Annotated in this window: 17 protein-coding genes; 6 read left to right on the top strand and 11 right to left on the bottom strand. The window is 70.4% G+C overall.

Going from position 1 to position 20,611, the window contains the following annotated elements; translation table 11 throughout:
* The first annotated feature begins 86 nt into the window (after nt 1–86).
* Nucleotides 87–893, top strand: a complete 807-nt coding sequence (locus tag O7543_RS03800) for a GTP-binding protein (RefSeq protein ID WP_281555145.1) — start codon at nt 87–89, stop codon at nt 891–893.
* A gap of 23 nt (nt 894–916) precedes the next feature.
* Here the strand turns inward: O7543_RS03800 and O7543_RS03795 are convergent, their stop codons facing one another.
* The 5 genes from O7543_RS03795 to O7543_RS03775 all read right to left on the bottom strand — a co-directional run bounded on the left by O7543_RS03795 (nt 917) and on the right by O7543_RS03775 (nt 6,093).
* Nucleotides 917–2,428 (bottom strand): ATP-binding cassette domain-containing protein, encoded by a 1,512-nt coding sequence (locus O7543_RS03795; protein ID WP_281555146.1) that lies wholly within the window; start codon nt 2,426–2,428, stop codon nt 917–919.
* Nucleotides 2,425–3,261 carry an ABC transporter permease gene (locus O7543_RS03790; RefSeq protein WP_281555147.1) on the bottom strand — a complete coding sequence of 279 codons (837 nt, stop codon included), beginning with the start codon at nt 3,259–3,261 and terminating at the stop codon, nt 2,425–2,427. Before O7543_RS03790 ends, O7543_RS03795 begins: the two co-directional genes overlap by 4 nt.
* Nucleotides 3,258–4,220, bottom strand: coding sequence for an ABC transporter permease (locus O7543_RS03785; protein ID WP_281555148.1), 963 nt, complete (start codon nt 4,218–4,220; stop codon nt 3,258–3,260). The genes O7543_RS03790 and O7543_RS03785 overlap by 4 nt, the downstream gene beginning before the upstream one ends.
* Nucleotides 4,217–5,800, bottom strand: coding sequence for an ABC transporter substrate-binding protein (locus tag O7543_RS03780; protein WP_281555149.1), 1,584 nt, complete (start codon nt 5,798–5,800; stop codon nt 4,217–4,219). Before O7543_RS03780 ends, O7543_RS03785 begins: the two co-directional genes overlap by 4 nt.
* An 83-nt stretch (nt 5,801–5,883) precedes the next feature.
* Nucleotides 5,884–6,093 (bottom strand): (4Fe-4S)-binding protein, encoded by a 210-nt coding sequence (locus O7543_RS03775; RefSeq protein ID WP_281555150.1) that lies wholly within the window; start codon nt 6,091–6,093, stop codon nt 5,884–5,886.
* A 485-nt stretch (nt 6,094–6,578) separates the two neighbouring features.
* Between O7543_RS03775 and O7543_RS03770 the strand changes: the two genes are divergently transcribed.
* Nucleotides 6,579–9,677: a choice-of-anchor M domain-containing protein gene (locus O7543_RS03770; protein WP_281555151.1), complete on the top strand. Its 3,099-nt coding sequence runs from the start codon at nt 6,579–6,581 to the stop codon at nt 9,675–9,677.
* A gap of 125 nt (nt 9,678–9,802) precedes the next feature.
* On the opposite strand, the gene O7543_RS03765 is transcribed toward O7543_RS03770, so the two are convergent.
* The 3 genes from O7543_RS03765 to O7543_RS03755 all read right to left on the bottom strand — a co-directional run bounded on the left by O7543_RS03765 (nt 9,803) and on the right by O7543_RS03755 (nt 11,514).
* Nucleotides 9,803–10,522 carry a class I SAM-dependent methyltransferase gene (locus tag O7543_RS03765; RefSeq protein WP_281555152.1) on the bottom strand — a complete coding sequence of 240 codons (720 nt, stop codon included), beginning with the start codon at nt 10,520–10,522 and terminating at the stop codon, nt 9,803–9,805.
* 54 nt (nt 10,523–10,576) lie between these two features.
* Nucleotides 10,577–10,843, bottom strand: coding sequence for a TIGR03769 domain-containing protein (locus O7543_RS03760; RefSeq protein ID WP_281555153.1), 267 nt, complete (start codon nt 10,841–10,843; stop codon nt 10,577–10,579).
* A 122-nt stretch (nt 10,844–10,965) separates the two neighbouring features.
* Nucleotides 10,966–11,514, bottom strand: coding sequence for a TIGR03769 domain-containing protein (locus tag O7543_RS03755; protein WP_281555154.1), 549 nt, complete (start codon nt 11,512–11,514; stop codon nt 10,966–10,968).
* Nucleotides 11,515–11,623: 109 nt separating this feature from the next.
* Between O7543_RS03755 and O7543_RS03750 the strand changes: the two genes are divergently transcribed.
* Together O7543_RS03750 and O7543_RS03745 are read left to right on the top strand one after the other, a co-directional pair.
* Nucleotides 11,624–11,758 (top strand): hypothetical protein, encoded by a 135-nt coding sequence (locus O7543_RS03750; protein WP_281555155.1) that lies wholly within the window; start codon nt 11,624–11,626, stop codon nt 11,756–11,758.
* 125 nt (nt 11,759–11,883) lie between these two features.
* Nucleotides 11,884–12,381 carry an MFS transporter gene (locus tag O7543_RS03745; RefSeq protein ID WP_281555156.1) on the top strand — a complete coding sequence of 166 codons (498 nt, stop codon included), beginning with the start codon at nt 11,884–11,886 and terminating at the stop codon, nt 12,379–12,381.
* 456 nt (nt 12,382–12,837) lie between these two features.
* On the opposite strand, the gene O7543_RS03740 is transcribed toward O7543_RS03745, so the two are convergent.
* Together O7543_RS03740 and O7543_RS03735 are read right to left on the bottom strand one after the other, a co-directional pair.
* Entirely contained in the window at nt 12,838–13,572 is a 735-nt protein-coding gene (locus O7543_RS03740; protein WP_281555157.1) for a DUF981 family protein, read from the bottom strand.
* Between the two features lie 622 nt (nt 13,573–14,194).
* The gene (locus O7543_RS03735; protein ID WP_281555158.1) at nt 14,195–15,520 is read right to left on the bottom strand and encodes a transposase; all 1,326 of its coding nucleotides are present in this window, start codon (nt 15,518–15,520) and stop codon (nt 14,195–14,197) included.
* Nucleotides 15,521–15,825: 305 nt separating this feature from the next.
* On the opposite strand from O7543_RS03735, the gene O7543_RS03730 reads away from it, so the two are divergent.
* Nucleotides 15,826–16,032 (top strand): hypothetical protein, encoded by a 207-nt coding sequence (locus tag O7543_RS03730; protein WP_281555159.1) that lies wholly within the window; start codon nt 15,826–15,828, stop codon nt 16,030–16,032.
* 561 nt (nt 16,033–16,593) lie between these two features.
* On the opposite strand, the gene O7543_RS03725 is transcribed toward O7543_RS03730, so the two are convergent.
* Nucleotides 16,594–17,436: a Gfo/Idh/MocA family oxidoreductase gene (locus O7543_RS03725; protein ID WP_281555160.1), complete on the bottom strand. Its 843-nt coding sequence runs from the start codon at nt 17,434–17,436 to the stop codon at nt 16,594–16,596.
* A gap of 644 nt (nt 17,437–18,080) precedes the next feature.
* On the opposite strand from O7543_RS03725, the gene O7543_RS03720 reads away from it, so the two are divergent.
* Nucleotides 18,081–20,561 carry a tetratricopeptide repeat protein gene (locus tag O7543_RS03720; protein ID WP_281555161.1) on the top strand — a complete coding sequence of 827 codons (2,481 nt, stop codon included), beginning with the start codon at nt 18,081–18,083 and terminating at the stop codon, nt 20,559–20,561.
* Nucleotides 20,562–20,611: the final 50 nt, after the last annotated feature.

Genomic DNA, 20,611 nt, shown 5'->3' with positions numbered 1-20,611 from the left:
CTCCGATCGGACGGGTTGGCATTGACGGTCGAAACGCGGGTAGCGGTCACGGTCTGACCAGCACCGATGACCTGCGTGACCGGCAGTTGCACGCCGCTGACGACGACCACCGGGCCGTCGCCGAGGTGGTGGTCCGCCAGATCGAGTACGCCGACACGGTGGTGTCGTGGGAACGCTCCGGTGACCCCTTCGAGCAGGCGCGGCTGTCCGCTCTGCTTTACCGGCTCGCGCCCTGGGCCCGGCACCTCAAGATCGGCGCCAAGCACGACACGGGGCTACAAGACACCGGACAGCACGGCGATCTGGCGGCCGCGTTGCTGCGCACCGGCCGGCACGACCCGGCCGCGCCAGGCCCGCTCGGTCGCGCCCTGGAAGGCTTCCCGATCGCCGTGCACGCTCCCGAAAGCGACTGCGGCGTGGTGTCGCTGCTGTTCGAGACCCGCCGCCCGTTCCACCCCCAGCGGCTGCACGACGCGTTGGAGGACCTCACCGAGGATCTGCTCCGGGGGCGGGGGCAGTTGTGGATCGCCAGCCAGCCCGACGCCGTGGTGGGCTTCGAGTTCGTCGGTGGCGGCGTCGCGATGGGCAGCCTCGGCTACTGGCTGGCGGCACTGCCGGCGGACCGGTGGGGCGAGGCCAGCGACTATCGTCGCATCGCCGCCGACCTGAGCTGGGATCCCTACTACGGTGACCGCCGCACGGCGCTGGCGTTCGTCGGCCTGCGAGTCGACGCGACGGCGCTCACCGACCTGTTGACCGCGTGCCTGCTCACCGACGACGAGATCGCCGACGGGTTCGACCGCTGGCGCGACCTGCCGGACCCGTTCGCCGGCTGCTTTCCGCTCGACGACGACACCGCACCGGCGCACTCCACGCCGGCCGAACCGTCATGAGTTCAGGCCCGGCCGATTCCTCGTCACCGGCCGCCCGCCGCATCGAGCAGGGCCCGGGTGACCTCATGCCGCGGTGAGCTGAGCACCGCCAGGGTCGGGCCGGACTCCACCGCCGTGCCGGCGTCGAGCACGACGACCGCGTCGGACCACCCGGCCACGGCGGCCAGGTCATGGGTGATCAGCACTACCGCGAGCCCCAGGTCACGACGCAGCTCGGCGAGCAGCCCCAGCACCGTACCGGCCGTCGCGACGTCGAGCGCGGACGTCACCTCGTCGCAGATCAGCACGCGGGGCCGGCAGGCCAGCGCCCGCGCGAGGTTGACCCGTTGACGCTCCCCACCAGACAGTGTGCCCGGTCGCCGATCGGCGACGCCGGCCGGCAGATGCACCCGGTCCAGCAACTCGCCCGCCGCCGCAAGGGCCGCTCGCGGGTCGAGGCCACGCAACTGCCGCAGCGGACGCAGCAGGGCGTGGCCGACGGTCTCCCGGGGGTTCAGCGCGCCCGCGCTGTCCTGGGCCACCAGCTGCAGGTCACGTCGCTGGGCGGGACTGCGTCGCCGGGTGGTCGCCGGCAGCGGCGCACCGTCGAGCAGGACGGCTCCGTCATAGGGGTGCAACCCGACCAGACATCGCGCGAGCGTCGACTTGCCGGCACCCGAGGGGCCGACGACAGCGAGGCAACCCCCAGCAGCGACGTCGAGATCCACCTGGGCGAGCGCCGTACGCCGGCCGTGCCGGGTGCCCAACCCCCGGACCGCGAGCACCGGGTCGGCCGACCCGGTGGCGGGGCCGGGCCCGGCCGGTGCCGGCGCGGCCAGGACCCGGCCGGGCGGTCCGGTGACCGCCGGGCGGCCCCCGTCCAGGACGACCACCTCGTCGCTGACCGCCCGGACCAGGTCCGGGTCATGGCTGATCAGCAAGGTGGCCCGGTGCCCGGTCAACGATCTGATCAGCTCCTGTACACCACGGGCCAGCACCGGGTCGAGGCCGGCGGTCGGCTCGTCGAGGACAAGCAGGTCCGGGTCGGCCGCGAGGGCGATGGCGAACGCGACACGCTGCGCCTGACCGCCGGAGATCTGATGCGGGTACCGGCGCAGGAAGTCTCGGTCGGCGGGCAGCCGTACGGCTTCCAGCAGGTGCGCCACCGTCGCACCACCCTGGGTCTCGCCGCGCCGTGCGGCGTCGGCGACGGCCTCGCCGAGCTGGCTGGCGAGCCGGCGGGACGGATTCAACGTGGCGGCGGCGTCCTGTGGCAGGTAGGCGACATGTCGATGGCGGACCGCCGCGGCACCGGCCGAGGTGAACGGATCGGATCGGGCGACCCGGACGGCGCCGGCCCGCAGCGCCAGTCCGGGCCGGACGTGTCCCAGCAGCGTCAGCGCCGTCGTGCTCTTGCCGGATCCGGAACGTCCCATCATCGCCACCACCTGGCCGGCCGCTATCCGTAGCCGCACCCCGTCCACGATGGGCGGCCCACCCGCAGCCGGGCCGACGACGAGGCCGTCGATCGTCGCGAGCTGCCGATCGGCGCTCACCGGTCCGCCCACCGGGCGGCGAGGTCGTCGGCGAGCAGGTTCACCGACACGGTGAAGAGCACCAGCAGCAGCGCCGGAAGCAGCACCGGCCAGACCGTCAGGTTGATCCCGGCCGCGTTCTCACTGACCATCCGGCCCCAGTTCGGGGTGGGCGGACCCGCGCCGAGGCCCAGGAAACCGGCGGTGGCGGTAAGGTGCACGGCGGCAGAGAACCGGATGCCGGCCTCGGCGAGCATGGTGCCGACGATGTTCGGGACGAGGTCGTACCGGATGATCCGCCACCGGCTGTCCCCCCGCGCCCGCGCGGTGTCGACGAACCCACGCACCGCGACCTGCCAGGTCGCCGCACGCAGGACCCGCACCGAGAACGGCAGGCTGACCAGCGCCACCCCGACGAGGACCGCGCTGTCGCTGCCCGGAAAGCCGGCCGCCAGCACCAGCAGCACCAGCAGCCCGGGCACGACCGCGACGACGTCCACCACCCGGACGACCAGTTCGCCGGTCCGTCGGTCGATCAGTCCGGCGAACACGCCGAGCAGCGCCCCGCACAGGCTGGCGAGAGCGGTCGCGCCAATAGCGAGGAGTACCACGGCACGACCGCCGTGCAGCAGGCGACTCAGCACGTCGCGACCGACCGCGTCGGTGCCGGCCGGGTACGCCCCGGTAGGGGCCTCGAAGGGCAGTCCCACCGGTGCTGTCGGTGACCTGCTGCCCAGCAGTGGGCCGGCCAGCGCGACGAGCACGACGCCGACGGCTGCGAAGCCGGCGAGCAGCAGGGTCACCCGGGAGTGGGCGACCCGCCCGACCGCCATCGCCGGCGCGGTATTGGTCATGACCGCCCCCGTGACGCGGGATTCAGCGCGAGTTGGGCGAGGTCACCGAGCAGCAGCAGGACCAGCGCGGTGGCGCAGGTCGCCAGGGCCAGCCCCTGCACCATCGGCACGTCCCGGTTGGCCACCGCCTGCTGAAGCTCGTAGCCGATCCCTGGGTAGTTGAACAAGGTCTCGACGACCACCGCGCCACCGATCAGACCGGCGAACATGACCGCGGTCACCTGTACGGCGGGTGCCACTGCGTTCGGCAGCACGTGTCGCACGGCGAGCCGGAAACCGGTCACCCCCCGCAGCCGGGCCGCTTCGACGTACGGTGCCGAAGCAATCTCCGCGACCGAGGCCCGCAGCAGCCGTGCGGCGGCGGCGAGCGCCGCGACCGCCAGCGCCGCGACCGGAAGCACCAGGATTCGGGGCTCGTCCCACGGCCGACCGCCGAGCGGCACCAGGGAAACCTCGGGTAGCAGACCGAGGCCGGCGGCGAACACCGCCACCAGCAACGCCGCGACGAGGAACTCGGGGACACCGACCGCGACCAGGGTCGCGGTGCTGAGCAGCCGGTCCGTACGCCGGCCGGCCCGCATACCGGCGACCAGGCCGACCGCGACGGCCAGCGGCACCGCGAGCGCCATCGCCAGGGTGGTCAGCAACAGGCTGTTCGGCAGCCGGTCAACCAGCACCTCGGTCACCTCGCGGCGGCCGACGTACCCGGTGCCCAGGTCGCCGCGCAGGGCGGCAGTCGCCCAATCGACGTACCGCTGCACCGGATCCACGTCGAGGCCGAGCTCCCGGCGGAGCTCTTCCCGATCGGTCGTGGTCGCGTCGGCACCGGCGACGACGCCGACCGCGTCGCCCGGCAGCACCTCGGTCACGGTGAAGATCAACACCGACAGGACGGCGAGGACCAGGACCGCAGCGGCGGTACGTCGGGCGACGACAGCGGCGACCCGGGCCAGATTCACGCCAGGTATGCCTGCTCGAAACTGCTGAACGGCTCGTCGCGCACACCATGCACAGTGGCGACCTGACCGTTGATCGACGGTGCGAAGACCGGGATCACCTGGTTGCCTTCCTCCCAGATCAGCTGCTGTGCCTGCACCGCCGCCGCGCGGCGCTGGTCGGCGTCGACCGCCCCACGGGCCTGCGCGACGAGCTCGTCGATGTCCGGCCGATTGAAACCGAAAGTGGACGGCGAGCCGGCGGTTCGGGTCGCCGCGTAGCTGGACAGCGGCGGCACCGGCGGGGTGTAGCTGGCCGCGAACGGCAACTGGGTGTACGCGGCGAAGTCGGAGAACAGTTGTCCCGGCGGGCGCTGGTCGAGGGTGGCGTCGATGCCGACCGCCTTGAGGTTCTCGACCACCACCGTCGCGGTCTCGGCCATCCCGGCCACCTCGGGCGCGGTGGTGACGGCGACCTTGACCGTACCGACCCCGGCCTCGGAGAGCAGCGCCTTCGCCCGGTCGGGGTCGTACGGCCGCTGTTCGATCTCTTCGGCGTAGTCGGTGAAGCCGAGGGAGGGCAGGTCGTTGCCGACGAAAGCACGACCGAAGAAGACGTTACGCACGATCGCTTCGCGGTCGATCGCGTACTTGACCGCCTGCCGGACCCGGACGTCGGCGAACGGGGTGAAGGACAGATTGAGCCCGAAGGACAGCGACGTCGCGTACGGCAGGTCGGAGACGGCCACCGCGAACCGTTCGTCCTCCCCCACCGTCCGGGCGGCAACCGGCCCGATGTCGCTGACGAAGTCGACCTGTCCGCCGGTCAGCGCGTTGACCCGGGCGGCGGCGTCCGGGATGGTCCGCAGTTCGAGCCCGTCCAGGTACGGCCCTCCGTCGAGGGCGAGGCCGTAGTAGTCGTCGTGCCGGGCGAAGGCGGCGCCCTGACCAGGCTCGAACTCGACCAGCTTGAACGGCCCGCAGGTCGGCATGTCCGGGGTGAACTCGGTGGTGCCGTCCTTGAAGACCAGGCTGCTCTGACAGAGCACGAGCCGGCCGTCGGCGATCGGACGCAGCGTCGGCAGCACGAGGGTCAGGTCGTCGTCAACGCTCGCGGCGGCCAGGTCGAAGTTCTGCGACGGCGGCTTGAGGAACGGCAGCGAACCGAGGGTGACCGGGGCGTTGAGCGAATAGAGCACGTCGCGGGCGGTCAGAGTGGTTCCGTCGGTGAAGGTGACTCCGGGGCGGACCTTCACGGTGTACGTGCTCAGATCGTCGCTGATGTCGATGCGCTCCAGCACGCCGTAGCGGACGCCGTGCTCCGCTGTCGGATCGAGCACCCCGAGTGCGCCGTGCATACTGCGGGCCCGGACGTAGTCCAGACCCGTCGGCCCGAAGAGGTAGTTGAGCGTTTCAGCCGCGCCGCCGCCAACGAACGCGGCCCGCAGGGTCCCACCGGACCTGGGTGCGGGTGTGCCGGACGCCGTTGCGGCGGGGGCAGTGTCGTCGTTGGAGCAGGCCGCGAGGATGGGCGCGCCTGCGACGGCGGCCAGGGACATCGCACCGGCCCGCAACAGCGTACGTCGTTCGAATCTATGCGCCAAGGGATGCTCCTCGGTATGGGGTCGAGCACAGTAGTCGCGGGGGACCCCCGCAGACGACAGCATCACCGAGATGAAAACCATTGTCAACTTGGGGCGACAGCCTCCCACCGCAGGGCACCCGACGGACAGAGCGCGACCACCTCCCGCAGTCCGTCGCGACCCGGGACGTCACCCCCGCCGCCCAACCACACCACGACCCCGGTACGCGGATCCTGATCGAAGAGGTCGGGCACGAGGCGGGCACAGTGACCCGCCCCCACACACAGCCGTTGATCGACGACGATGCCCGTCACGCCCGTGCCTCCATCCGCCACCGGCTCCTGCCGAGTGCCGCGCCCACCGGCCGGCGCTCCGAGCCCCACCCGGCCGGCCTCCAACCACACTGGAGCCGACCACGGCGAGAGCGCGACCCCCAGCAGAAAATGATTCTCATTCTAACAACGCCGGGCGGTCGCCGGAACCGGCGGTCACGACCCCGATCCGCAGGCACCCAGTACGCCGGTCGTCGCCCGGCTGAACCACCGACCCGCCAGACCTGCACAGTGACCTGCCCCTCCAGCTCCTATCGAGAACGGTTTTCATTTGCTACGGTCTGCGGCTGGAGGAGGAACTGATCATGACCGCGACACACTTACCCTTCCGTCCACGCCGCCTACCCAACCGGCTGACAGCCGGCGCCGTCGCCACGGCGGTAGCCGCCACTGCAGCCGCGTTCCTAGTACCTACGAACCAGGCATCGGCGACCGCTGGCCCGGCACCCGAGCCGCACGAGTACCGCGTGCTCCAGGACATCCACACCGACGCCGTCTCGACGTTCCTCGACGACGACGCCCTGGTCCTGGGCACCAGGGCAGACGTGCCGGAGGGCAACGGGACCCGCTTCGCCCCCGACGAGGTCTGGTTCCACATCGACGACGACTCGGCGCAGACGTTGCCCACCGGCTTCGAGTTCATCGCCGCTGCAGGCACCGACGTGTGGATCGCCCCCGAGTCCAACCCCGGCGGCGGCCAGCTGTGGCCCGGTTTCTCGACCGAGTCGGTGCCGTCGGGCGCGATCGACGGCGACCAGACGAAGTTCACGCTGAGCGGCTTCACCGGCCCCGGCGATCTCGAACTGTTCAGGACGGGATCGTTCGGTACCCCGACCCGGCTGTGGTCCTCCGACGAGGATCACAAGGAGTTCACCGTAGGCCGTACCCACATGCACGCCAACTGGGCGTTCACGGCTCCGGGGACCTACCGGCTCACCGTCACCGCCACCGTCACCGTCGACGACGCACCGATGACCGACACCGCCACCTACACCTTTGTGGTCGGCGGCCTGCCCAGCGCCGTCGCCACCACCACCACGGTCGAGGCGTCGGCCACCGAACTCGCGATCGGCGACCCCGTCACCCTGACCGGCACAGTGACGCCTGCGGACCTCGACGGCTACCTGGAGTTCCGCAGCGACGGCACGGTGCTCGGGCACACCGCCGTCGAGGCCGGACAGGCCACCCTGGCGGTGACGGATCTGGCGCTCGGCACACACTCCCTCACCGCCTCGTTCGTGCCGGCGGTCGGCAACGTCGCCGGCACGTCGACGTCCACGCCGATCACCGTGACGGTCACCGACGAGTCCGGCGGCGAGTTTGGCATCGAGGGTATCGCCGAGTCGTACCAACCCGGCGACACGCTCCGGGCGCACGTGGTCGGGGCCACTCTCGCCGAGGGCGAGCAGTTCCGATGGAGCATCCGCCCGATCGGTTCGACCAGCAGCGCCTGGTCCTTCAACGGCACCGGCGGCGAAGCCGCACAGGGGGTCGTCGAGCAGCAGGTCGACGCGGGGTACGACGGGTACGAACTACGGGTACGCATCCGCGCTGACGGCATCTACACCGCCAGCTCCGACTGGGTGCCGATCACGGTCGACGTCACCGGCGAACCGCTGGCCGCAGGCTTCGTCCCGAGCGGCCCGGCGTACCTCGGCGACGAGGTCGTCATCGAGACGACCGGCCAGGCGCTCGCCGATGGCGAGAGCCTACGCCTCGTGCAGCGGTGGGGCTCCCCATGGTTCCCGGTGCCCAACGCCACCCAGGTTGACGCCACCACCCTGCGGGTGCTGCCGGCGTACTACGACGACAGCGGCGAATGGGCGGTACAGGTCGTCCGTGACGGCGTGGCCGTCACCCAGTCCACACCGTTTCCGGTCGACATCCGCAGGCGGGAGGTACTGGTCGAAGGTATCCAGGGCGTCTACCGGGTCGGCCAGACCCTGCGGGCGACCGCCACGGTGTACCCCGAGAAGGACGGTCTGATCTACCGCTGGATCCTGCTCGACCTCGAGACCCATGAGAGCACTGTCGTCCAGGAAGGAACGGACGCCGCAGCGAAGTCGCTGGAACTGCCGATCACCCTCGACCACGACAACCACCGCTTGACGCTGGCTGCGGTCTGGGATTTCGGGACGTTTGAGACGTACACCGGTCAGCAGGCCAGCAAGCTCAACGTGTCGGACGCCGACCCGTCCACCCAGCTGTTCTTCTTCAACGGCCTCAGCGGTCACTACCACCAGGGCGGCCCGATCAACCTCCAGCTGATCGCCGACCCGCCGCTGGCCGAGGACGACACAGTCAACTGGCAGTGGGCGTGGCCCGGCAGCGACCAGTGGCTTGCCGTACCCGCAACCTCCGGGTTGACCCACTCCATCGTCGCCGAGCAGGCGCTCGACGGGGTACAGGTCCGGGCGACCCTGACCTTCGGCGGCGGAGCGGAGCCGATGACCGCTGAGCCCGTGACGATCCACGTCGACGACCACGGTGCCCCACCTAGCCAGCAGGTCAACGTCGCCGGCGACACGGCGTACCGCGTCGGCGAGGTCGCCAGCCTGACCGCCGAGGTGTCACCCGAGACGGTTCTCACCGGCTACCAGTGGTTCGACAAGCCGGCGGGTGCCGCAGAAGCGACGCCCATCCCCGGCGCGACCGGCAAGGAGTACACCTTCACCACCGCCGCAGCCGACAACGGGCGCGAGCTCAGCGTCGCGGTCGTCCTGCCCACCGGGCAGCTCGCGTACGGCCCGTCAGAACCGGCGACATTGGAGGTACGGGACACCGGCCCGCCGTTGACCGAGCTTCGCGTCGCAGGGCTTGCGGACCGCTACCGCCCCGGCGATATGGTGACGTTGACCGCGGTGCAGGAGCCGGCGACCGAGTTCGACCACTACCAGTGGTTCACCCGGACCTCCACCGACACGCAGTGGACGGCTGTGCCGGACACCGCCACGGCGGCGTACCGCTTCACCGCGACCACCGAACACGACGGGATCGAGATCATCGCCCGGTTGTACGATGAGGCCCACCTTGTCGTCGCGGAGTCGGTACCGGTCGTCCTTGCCGTCCCCGACCCAGGCGGCGAACCCGGTGCAGCCAGCCAGGAGATCATCGCAGCGGTGCCCGAGGGCACTCTGGTGATCGGCGTCGGCCCGGACGACCAGGTGGTCATGAGCGAGTTCGCGCTCAGCGCTACGGCCGACCGTTGGGTCTCGACCGGCCAGCTACGGCCGGTCCGGGTCACCGACACCCGCGCCGCCGCGCCCGGATGGACCGCCTCCGGCCAGGTGAGTGACTTCACCTCCGGAACGGAGACCCTGTCCGGTGCGTTCCTCGGTTGGACCCCGCGGATCGTGTCGCGACCCGGCACCGCTACGGTGACCGCCGGTGCGTCTGTAGCACCCGGCTTCCCGTCCGGCCAAGGGCTGCTCGACAGCAGCCCGCTCGCGGTCGGTGCCGCCGGCGCGCGTGGGACGAGCGAACTCGGCGCCGGTCTGCGTATCGAAGCACCTACCACGCAGGCACCCGGCACCTACTCCGCCACCATCACCTTCACCGCGATCTGACGCCGCGCGCGGCGGCCAAGTCACCGACGTCGGTGACTTGGCCGCCGCGCATCGACCGGCCGACTCCAGTGCCCACCAGGTGGACGGGACGGGATCCGGGTCGCCCGAGCGTAGTCAGGCATTACTCAGGACCGCGTGGCTCGAACCACCCCGAGCTGTCCGATCTCGGTGGCAAACCCGGCCGCCGACAGTTCGTCGATCAGTTGCTCCTGTGACAGGACCTGCCAGGCGTACTCGGCGGCAACGTCGCGGACCGGCTGATCCTGATCGTCCAGCACCCGATAGCGCATTCGCCAGATGACCTGGTCAGGTCCAGCTGGACGGGCGGATCCACTGCCCTGATATCGGAACCGGCCAACGCGCACGGTGGTGAACTCGAACTCGGGGACAGGCACTGCCGCATCCGGCGGCTGCAGGTTGACCACCAGCGGGGCACCGGCACGCAGTCGGGCAGCCAGGCGCTGCCAGAGCGCGCGGCGGTCGACCGGCTGCAGGTGGCCGATCATGTTGAGCACCAGTGCCGCGCTGATCGTTCTCGGCAGGGTGGCCCGCTCGGCGGTCGCGGCAACGACAGTCGTCCGGGCGGCGAGATCCGGGGCGGCGACGATGCGGGAGTGCAGAGCCGCGCGCTGCACCGGCGACGGCTCGATCGCGATGATCTCGCATGACGGTACGGTCTCGGCCAGAACCTGGACGCCGCGGCCGCTTCCCGCGCCCAGGTCGACAGCAGGTGCGTCGGACCGGACACCGGCGAGCGCCTGCCGGGCCGGTGTCCGCAGCGTCTGCCAGGCATCAACGCTCAGCAGGTCGAGGAATTCGCCAGATTCCTGGTATTGATCGAGCAACGAACTCTCCATTCCGCGACTGCCGACCAGAGCGGTCGGAACGCAACGGTGCCATTACGAACCGGCGCAGTCGCCGGGGTCGACGCCGGTCGGGTCGGCCTCACCGACGACGACCGCCAGAGTGAATGCGTCCGACAGCGGGACGCCGTCGGCCCGACTGCCGGCGCGTTCGAACGCGAGGCAGTAGCTGCCCTGCGCCGTGAACATCCAGTTGCCGTGCGCGTAGGTGCCCGCGCCGATCCGGGTCGAATCCGGCAGCCCGGTTGCGGAACCGAAAACGCGTACCGGCGCTCCGAACGGCCCGGTCTGGTAGACGAACACGTCACCGTCGGGCCGATCGCGGTGTTGAACACGAACGGCCCGCTCTGGGTAAGGCCATGGAACAACGCCACGTCACCCGGTCCGGCCACCGAGTGCAGCGACCATCGCAGGTCGCCGTGGAGTTACTCGGGCCGGATCCCGGTGGCGTCCCAGTGGATCACCTGCATGGAGTTGCCGTACACGCCGGTGTCGAAGCCGGGCACGTTGCCGGTGCCGGCCCGGAACAACGCCGCCGGGCGGTGGAAGATCACGCTTTCCGGGTCGTGGGGTGCGCCAGGCGCGGCCAGCGTCGGGTCGAGGACCGAGAGCTGGGTATCCAGATCTCCGTCGGAGATCGTGCTCACCAGGGAGGACGCGGCCGCGCCGAGCACGAACGGCGCCGACACCGGGTCCGGTGCTGGCGCAGCGGCGGCGCGCTCGGGGTAGTCCTGTGTCCGTCCGCACGGTGTGACAGTGGACGCGTCGGTGCCGTCCCCGACCGCGAGGGTGAGCTGCTCCGCGTCGGAGACGCGCCGCCCGTCCCCGGTTTGCGCTTCGATGGTCATCGCGACGCAGTAGACGCCGGGCCGGGTGATCGACCAGTTGAAGTGGGCGTGGGTGTGCAGCGGGACCCACCGCGCCGCTGGTAGGCCGAGTTTCGTGCTGAACATCGGCAGATCGATGCGTTCCATACCGAAACCGCCCCGCTGGGGGTACCCCTCCCATAGAACGACGTCGCCGGGGGCGGGCTGGTCATTCGGCCCGGTGACCGCGTCGAATGACCGCCGAAGGAGTACGGCGATGACGAGTCACACCTCAACCGGCCAGCCGACCGGCACCGGCAAGGCCGGTACCGGGGTGCTGCTGCTGGCCGTCCTGGTCGCGTTCTGTGCCCAGCAGGTGCTGCTGCCGGCACTGGCACCGTTCGCCCGCTAGACCGGGCTCACCGAGACCTAGCTCGGCCTGACCATCGGCGCCGCCGCCGCGGTGCTGGTGCTGGCCGCACCCTGGTGGGCACGCCGCTGCAGCACGTTCGGGCCACGTGCCGTCCTGGTGACGGGTTGACCGTCGCCCTGGCTGGTCTGACCGCCTTCGGTGCCGTCGCCACCCTGGCCCTGACTGGTGACCTCGACCCGAGCCTCACCTTCATGCTCATGCTGGTGACCCGCGGGCTGCTGTTCGGGGCAGGGCTGGCCGCGGTGCCGGTCGCCGCGCTCGCCATCGTCGTCGCCGGCTCCACCGCGCAGGAGCGCACCGGCGCGGTCGGCAAGCTGGGTGCCGCCCAGGGGCTGGCGATCGTACTCGGGCCGGCGATCGGGGCTGTGGTCGCGTTCGCCGGACTGCTCGGCCCGGTGTGGGCCGCGCCTGCCGCAGTGCTGACCGCCCTGCTGCTCATGTTCGTGTTGGTGCCGCCATCAGTCACGACCGGGCCGCCGCCCGCCAGCGGCCCGGCCCGGCCCGGCCCGGCTGCGGCCATGGGACCCACGGATACGCTGGGTACTGCTCGTCGGGTTCCTGCTCTCGATCCTCTCGTCGACACGATACGGCCACAATCATAGGTCCGTCCACGACGGCCGGACCAGAGTCGACACCCTCACCTCGGTTGACCGAAGGTCATGTTGTCCTGAACGGTCGGCGGAGCCTGCTCTGGGCCCATCGAATCAGGTGCCGGTCCACGGCGTCGGGCTAGGAACCAGCGCCCTGGCGTGTACCACCGTCCGTATATCGTTGTCGATCATCGACTCGCTCAGGTACGGCCAGCCGGCACTACGGGCACGGGCCGCCGATCGACTGCTACCCAACAGCCTTGCCCCGGACACGCGCAGTAGTGAAGTTGCCGGACCGCGATTCGGCCGAACCGGTACGACAGTACCTGATCGGAGGCTTCTCCCTGGCCGGCACGCTGGACGCAGCGGCTGTTGGTTGCCATCTGCTCGTGGTGAGACGCCGGGCTGATGCCGGCGTCTCACGGGTCGCGGCGGATTCGTTTCGTGGTCAGGCCGGGCGCAGGCTGATCAGATTCGGTACTCCGTGCCGAGACGGAGGTTGATATCCAGGCCGGCGTGGGTGTAGTAGTTCAAAATGCTGAACAGGGCGAAGACCAGCCCGCTGCCAAACCAGAGCCACCGCGCGGCGGTGAGCAGCCAGCCCGGACGCAGGCGGCTCAGCGGCGCCAGGATGGCACCGAGGCCGGCAGCCAGGTAGAGCAGCACGAAGAAGGTGTTCTCCACAAGTGGATAGCCGTTGAGCAGCCCGGTGATGGGTTCGGCGGCCGGCGCGCCGCCCACGATCTCGAACCGTGCGATGGCGGCGGCACAGGCAATCAGGACGCCGCCGAGTCCGATGACGACCACGGCGACCGGGGTGAGGTCCACCTGTTGCAGACCGGCGAGGTCGCCACGCAGGTGCCAGAGGTAGACCGCAGCGGCGAGCAGCAAGACGCCCAGGATCAGGCACGGCTCGCCGAAGATGAAGTTGAGCGGCGGGTTGACGGTCAACGGCCAGGTGGTCGCCATCAGCGCGCCCAGCGGCGCGAGGACCAGGCCGAGCGCGCCGAGCACCACCGCCCACAGCCGCGGGTCGAAGGTGCCACCGGCCGGTGCCACCGCCACCGGCCGGTCCTGCGCTGGATCGGGATCCGGGTTGCGGAAAGCCGGCAGGGCGGCTGCGGCCGCCCGCCGAAGCAGAAGCGACACCAGGATCAATGCCAGCCCGGCGACCACTCCCATGGACGTGTTGTAGAGAATCACGTGCCCTCCCTCATGTGGTGTCGACCCTTGCCTGGGATCGGTGCCTCGTCGGCATCCGCCCGTCACCATGACCGCGGCCGCCGCCTGGGCAGCGGCACTGCACGGTCGGATCCGCCCGGTCTTGCGCGACCGCGACGGCGAGCGATTCCCTGCTGCCCGCGCGGCGGTCGCCGGCAGTCGGCGTGTCGCGGTCCGGGAGTCGCTCATCGAGTTCGGGAATCTGGCCCAGGTGGCACCGGCTGGAGCGGATCCGCGTGGCGATCCATCCGTGACCACAGTGGTCGCGGGTCCGCGTCGCATCCAACCAATGGTCAGCCGGGCTGTAACCACATAGCCACTTTACGTAGTATCACCCTGCTTACGCCAGGGCTCTGGCTAGGCCGACTTGATCATCCACAGTGACGCTTGCTGGAACGCCAGGTGACCTGCCGGCGACTCGACTTCGAAACGGGCGACGCCGACGACCTTGGACGCATCGCCGCGCCATGGACCACCTACCGACCGACCACCGGTCCGCCGAGGCCGGAGCATGCTGTCCTATCAGCACAGCACTCACCAGACGGCAGTGAGACCGCCATGTGACATCGAGCGACGGTCACTACCGACTCCACGCTTCTAGCCGCTACTGCGACGCCCGCCACCGCGACGGCGATCGCCTCCCAGGAGACAAGGTTCGGCACGCCGGCCGCCAGCGCCGTTCCGGTAAGGGTGAACTTGACAATCCTCCCCGCCCTGAAGGAACGGGGATTCCCTGGGTCGCCCCAGGGGGTTCCTGCTTCACCGACGACCGCCCCGTCCGAGAGGAGGACTCCCGGTGAGGTCTCACACCGCCTCCACAGGCAATCACGGAGAGCCCCTCCGCGAGAATGTTCCGGGCCGCGTTCACGTCCCGGTCGTGGGCCTGCCCGCACCGGCAGGTCCACGACCGGACCGCCAACGGCAGGTGTTCAGCCAGTACACCACAGCCCGAGCACAGTCGGGTCGACGGGAACCAGCGGTCCACGACCACCAGATCCCGGCAGTACCAGTCCGCTCTGTACCCCAGCATGCTGCGGAACTGCCGCCAGGCCGCGTCGGAGACGGCGCGGGCCAGACGGTGGTTGGCCATCATGGTGCGGACGGTCAGGTCCTCGATCCCGATCGTTTGGGTTTCACGAACGAGCCGGGTGGTCAACTTGTGCAGGTGGTCGCGGCGGCGGTCGGCGATCCGGGCATGAACCCGGGCCACCGACAGCCGGGCCTTGGCCCGGTTCGCCGAGCCTTTGGCCTTGCGTGCGAGGTTCCGCTGGGCGCGGGCCAGCCGCCGCCGGTCACGGCGTTCATGTCTCGGGTTGGGGATCTTCTCCCCGGTGGAGAGAGTGAACAGGCTGTCGAGGCCGGCGTCGACCCCCACCACAGCGGCGGTGGTGGCCGGGGCCGGGTCGATCCGGTCGTCGCAGAGCAGGGAGACGAACCAGCGGCCCGCCGGGTCCTGCGACACGGTCACCGTCGACGGCGCCGCGCCCTGCGGGAGCGGTCGGGACCAGACGATGTCCAACGGTTCGGTCATCTTCGCGAGGGTGAGCCGGCCGTCGCGCCAGCGGAACGCGCTGGCGGTGTACTCCGCCGACCGCCGCGACCTCTTCCTCGACTTGAACGTCGGGTACCGGGCCCGTTTGGCGAAGAAGTTGGCGAACGCGGTCTGCAGGTGCCGCAACGCCTGCTGCAGAGGGACGCAGGAGACGTCGTTGAGGAACGCCAGTTCGTCGGTCTTCTTCCACCCGGTGAGCATCGCCGACGTGGCGTTGTAGGTGACCCGTTCCCGACGCAGGGTCCACACCTCGGTGCGGGCGGCCAGCGCCTTGTTGTAGACCAGCCGGACACAGCCGAACGTCCGGGCGAGCTCGGCGGCCTGCCCGGGGGTGGGGTGGAAGCGGTACCTGAACGCCCGCTTCACGGTCCTGGACACAGTCCACAATCTGGCGATTCGGTCGTGAGCCGTGGGGTCGCGTGTGGGGTGGACACCAATCCGCCCCGGCGGCGGATCGGCTTTCCCTGCCCTGCTCCGCAGGAGTTCCGATTCCTCCCCGGCCGCAACGCCGGAGTATCCACGGAAGGAATCCGATGACTGGGAGCAGCAGGCGGCCGAGCCGGCCCAGTTGGTGGCTCACCCCCGCCCAGGCCCCGCCGCCCGGAAGGGCGAAGCCCACCAGGACAGCCCCGAAGATCTCGGTGAGACCGAGCCGCCTGGTGGTCTGCGAGGCGGCATAGGCGGTGACAGCGATCAAGATCATTGCCACGTACGGGTACCGGCTCGCCAGCGTTTCGAGTGCCTTGGTCCGGGTGGTCCACCGGACCGCCAGCACCGCTGGCACCGCAGAGCAGTATGGCGACCGCTTTGACGACACCATGTTGTCCGGTGGCGAGACCGATAGCGACGGCCAGCAACACCCAGGTGACCGCGTCGATGGCGACGGCTGAAGTCATGGCGAGCCGTCCGATCTCGGTGTTCTCCATCCGCCGGTCCCGCAGGATGCCGGCGAGCACCGGGACCGCCGTGACCGCCAGCGAGACAGCCAGCATCAGTGTCAACGCCGTGGGCGACGCCTCGCCCCGCAGGTCGGCGCCGCCCACCGTCAGCACCCACGCCGCGAGCAGTACGCCGGACAGCATGGCCGGCAGGGAGGACCCCGCCGACAACCAGGCCACGGCTCGACCAGAGAGCCGTTCGCCACCCTGCCGAATGCCATGGGCGGCGCTCACCAGGAACAGGGCGAGGCCGAAGTGCCCCAGAAACTCGAGCGCCTCCCGCCCTACGGTCTCCGGCGCGCCCCAGCCCACCTGTGACACCAGCACTGCGCCCAGCAGCAGGCAGCAGGTGATCTCAAGGACAATCTCCGGCTGCTTGAGCCTCCCCGCCAGCCAGCGCCCCACCGCAGCCGTAGCCAGCACGCCGGCGAGCACGAGCGCCAGCGTGCCAGCTGTGCGCGCGTCCAACCGCGTCTCCCTGTCGGAGTGTCGACTGAGGTCGACATCTTCGGTTCAGCGCCCGGGTGCGAGAGCTGACAGCCACTTCTCGGCCGGGGTCAACGGGACGGGTGTGGGGCGTTCGACCACCGTCGTCAGCTCAACCCGCCGGCCCTCTGCCGTCGACCGGAGCAGAGCGGTCATGATGTCGAGTACGTGCAGCGCCATCTCACCGCTGGCCCGTGGCGGACGCGTCTCGTCGGACCGGACCAGGTCGATCAGGCCGCCCCCGGGAGGCGGCGACATAGCCGGCCCGCGGATCAAGGGAACGCCAGCCGGGGCCGTCGAGCGCGAAAGGCGAACCTCGCCGTCGAAGGTGTTCGGGTCGGGTACGGCGAGGGTGCCCTTCTCCCCCTGCACCTCGATCGGCGCGGCTGTCGTCGCGACACCGTCGAAGCTGGTCGTGAGAGTCGTCAGGGCACCGCCCGCATGTTCCAGCACACCGGTCACGTGGGTCGGCACCTCGACCGGGATCCGCTGCCCGACGCGGGGGCCCGCACCGATGACCCGGACGTCACGCAGCTGGCTGGCCGACCCGATCACCGCACGGACCGGCCCGAGCAGGTGGACCAGCGCCGCAAGGTAGTACGGCCCCAAGTCCAGCAGCGGGCCGCCACCCGGGGCGTAGCAGAAGTCGGGGTCAGGGTGCCAGCGCCCGTGTCCTGGGGTGACCATGATGGCCGACGCACAGAGCGGGCGCCCGATCAGTCCACCGTCGATCGCCGCTCGGGCGGTCTGCGTACCGGTGCCCAGGACGGTGTCCGGCGCGCAACCGACGCGGACGCCGGCCGACGCCGCCCGCTCGATGATCGACCGTCCCTGCGGGAACGTGACGGTGAGCGGCTTCTCGACGTACATTCCGGCCGGCGTCGATCGCCGCGCCGGAGATCTCGGCGTGCGCCGCCGGGACCGTGAGGTTGAGTACCGTCGTCACGTGGGGGTGATGGAGTAGCCGCTCGACGCTCACCGCCTCGGCACCGGAATCGCGGCGGCGGCAGCGACGGCGCGGGCCGCGTCCAGGTCGGCTGCACGATGAGGTCGGTGCCGGCCAGTTCGGCGGCGTCGGCGTAGATCTGCGTCGACTCCTCGACCCGTACCGCGTATCCGCTGCGTTCGAGGAGCGGGATGAACAATCCCGTCGCCTCGACCGGCCGGTGCCCTTCCCAACCGCCTGGGACGACAAGGGCTCTCCACAGCGCCACGCCCGCTCTCTCCCCCGGTCCGTCGCCTGCGGGCCTCCGCTGCCGCCAGCAGACGCCCACAGCTTCCGATCATCGACAACCGTACCCGGCCACCGTCTGTCAGCCCTCGCCCGCGATGACCTGATCCGCTGGCGGTCGGCGAGCAGGAACCAGTAAAACCGACGATCATCACCAATGATGCTGGAAGATTCACGACACCTGCCCCATGTCGCGACGCCGACCTACGCTGTTTATCCCTGCGACATCAATCTGAATGACTCGCCAGACGCAGATGACTACATCAGTCGATACCATTGGTCAATGAAGTGGCGACTGCTGATCGTCGCAGTTCTGATCCTGGTGGTCGGTGTCGAGGGCGTCCTGGCATGGCTGTTCCTGCGCATCGGTCTCGGGCAGAGTGATCAGGTAGCGTCCGTGCTGAGCCTGCTGTTGGCGGTCATCACCGCCACGGCGACCGTGACCGGGGCACTGCGCCAACGGGACCGGGGCACGAACCTGGCCACCACCCCGGTCCCCGCGCAACTCGAGGCGGCCACGCGGTACTTCACCGGCCGGGCCGCCGAGGTCGCGCGGCTCGCCGGGCAGCTACGTCGATCCACCACGGCGCCCACCGTGGTACTGATCTCCGGGACCGCAGGAGTGGGTAAGACCGCGCTGGCCATGCACTGGGCTCATCGGAGCCGCGTGCATTTCCCCCACGGACAACTGCACGTGAACCTGCAGGGTTACCACCCCGATCAGGCCGTACCGCCACGCGACGCCCTGGCAGTCTTCCTCTCCGGTCTCGGTGTCGCCGGCCCGTCGATTCCGGAGGGTCTCGACGAACGCACCGCGCTGTACCGCAGTCTGGTCGCCGGCCGTCGGATACTCGTCGTGCTCGACAACGCGGCCTCGGCGGACCAGGTCCGTCCGCTGCTTCCCGGCACCGGGCCGTCCATGGTCCTGATCACCAGCCGGGACACTCTCGCCGGCCTGTCGGCCACCACCGACGTCACCCGGATCAGTCTGTCCCGGATGCCGGACACGGACTCACTGGCCCTGCTGAGCAAACTGGTCGGCACGCGAGCCGAGGCCGAGCCGGCTGCTCTTCGCGCGGTGGCCGACGGCTGCTCCGGGCTCCCGCTCGCCCTGCGCATCGCCGCGCAGCGGCTGGCGGAGAATCCAGCCGAGCCCTTGGCACAGCTTGCGCAGGAACTCGTCGAGACTACGGCGATGACCGCACTGAGCCCTACCGGGGACTCGTACGGGGCGATCCGAACGGTCTTCTCCTGGTCGTACCGCAGGCTCCCGGGCGAGGCCGAGCGACGCGCGTTGCGGATGATCGGTGTGCATCCCGGGCCCGACTTCGACGCGTACGCGGTGGCGGCGCTGACGTCCACCACGCTGGGCGAGTCGCGGCGCCTGTTGACCGAGCTCGCACGGGCGAATCTGGTCGAGCCACGGGGCGACGGGCGCTTCGCCCTGCACGACCTGCTCCGCCAGTACGCACTGGACCTCGCCGGCCAGGAGAATTCGGTGGACGAGGCACGCCGCCGGCTGTTCGACCACTACCTCGCGAGCACCTCGGTCGCCATCGGCGTGTCATACCCGTCACTACGCACCGCGCTGCCTGCGGTTGCCTCGTCCGCCGCCGAGATCCCTGAACTGCTCGGACCCGAGACCGCCCGGGCCTGGCTTCAACGAGAGATACCGGTGCTGGTGCGCGTGGTCACCACCGCTGAACGCCACCTACCCCGGCACGCTGTCGACCTGGCCAGGACTCTCAGCCGACACCTGGACACCATCGGCATGCTGCCAACATCGACCGCCGTTCACGAGGCCGCGGTACGGGCCGCGACACGCCTCGACGATCCGGCGGCGTTCGGTGCCGCGTTGCACGACCTGGCGGCCGTCGAGCTTCGACGAAGTCGGTACGGCCCTACGCGTGAGTACGGGCAACGGGCGTTGGCCGCCGCGCGCAGGGCGAACGACAGCCGCGGCCAGGCGAGTGTGCTGCTGCTGCTCGGCCTGGCCGCCTTCTGGCAGGGCGAGCGGGCGCGGGCCATGGCGGGCTACCGTGAGGCACTCGACCTGGCAGTGGCGGCAGGTGACGAGCCGCTGCAGGGAAGGATCTGGTACGGCATCGGCACTGTCCTGCACGATCAGCAGAAGCGCGCTGCGGCAGCCGACGCCTACCGGAAGGCCCTCGATCTGGCCGTTCGACACCGCGACGAGCAGGCCGAGGCGGCAGCACACTCAGGGCTGGGCCGGGTCGCCGCGGTGGAGCGACAGGCCGATGAGGCGACCGGGCACCACACGCGTGCGATCGACATGCTGAGCTGGCTGGGAGACCGGACCATGCTTGTCGGTGCGTTCTGGGAGCATGCGGACTCCTTGCGGGACCTGGACCAGCTCGGGTCGGCTCGGGACCGGTACGAGCAGGCGCTCGATCTCGCTCAGGAGTTGGGGGATCCAGGCAGTTGCGCGTTGATTCTCAACGCCCTGGCGGAGACGCTCCTGCGACAGGGTCGGCGTCTGGCCGCGCGGCGGGCATACGAGCGGGCGGCGGTGGCGGCGGCCGGCTGCCCTGACGACATCGCGCTCGCCGAGGCCTACCACGGCCTGGCGGGAATCTGCGTGACGTGCCACCGTCGGACGGCAGCGTGGCGCTACGCCACCGAGGCTCGGAGACTCTACGCTCTGCACAATCACCCTGCGGCATCGACGCTCGACGACTTCATCCAGCAGCGCCTGCGACGAACTCGCGTCACGGGTCGGGCGTCCAGGGCCGAGTCGTCCTGACCGACTCGCCGCGCTCGGTCGACCCTGCTGAGACTCACCAGCCGGGTGCT

Source organism: Solwaraspora sp. WMMA2080, from assembly GCF_027497395.1.
In the GTDB taxonomy this organism is placed as follows: domain Bacteria; phylum Actinomycetota; class Actinomycetes; order Mycobacteriales; family Micromonosporaceae; genus Micromonospora_E.
Note: the sequence above shows the minus strand (reverse complement) of the source record. Positions and strands in the feature narration are given on the sequence as shown.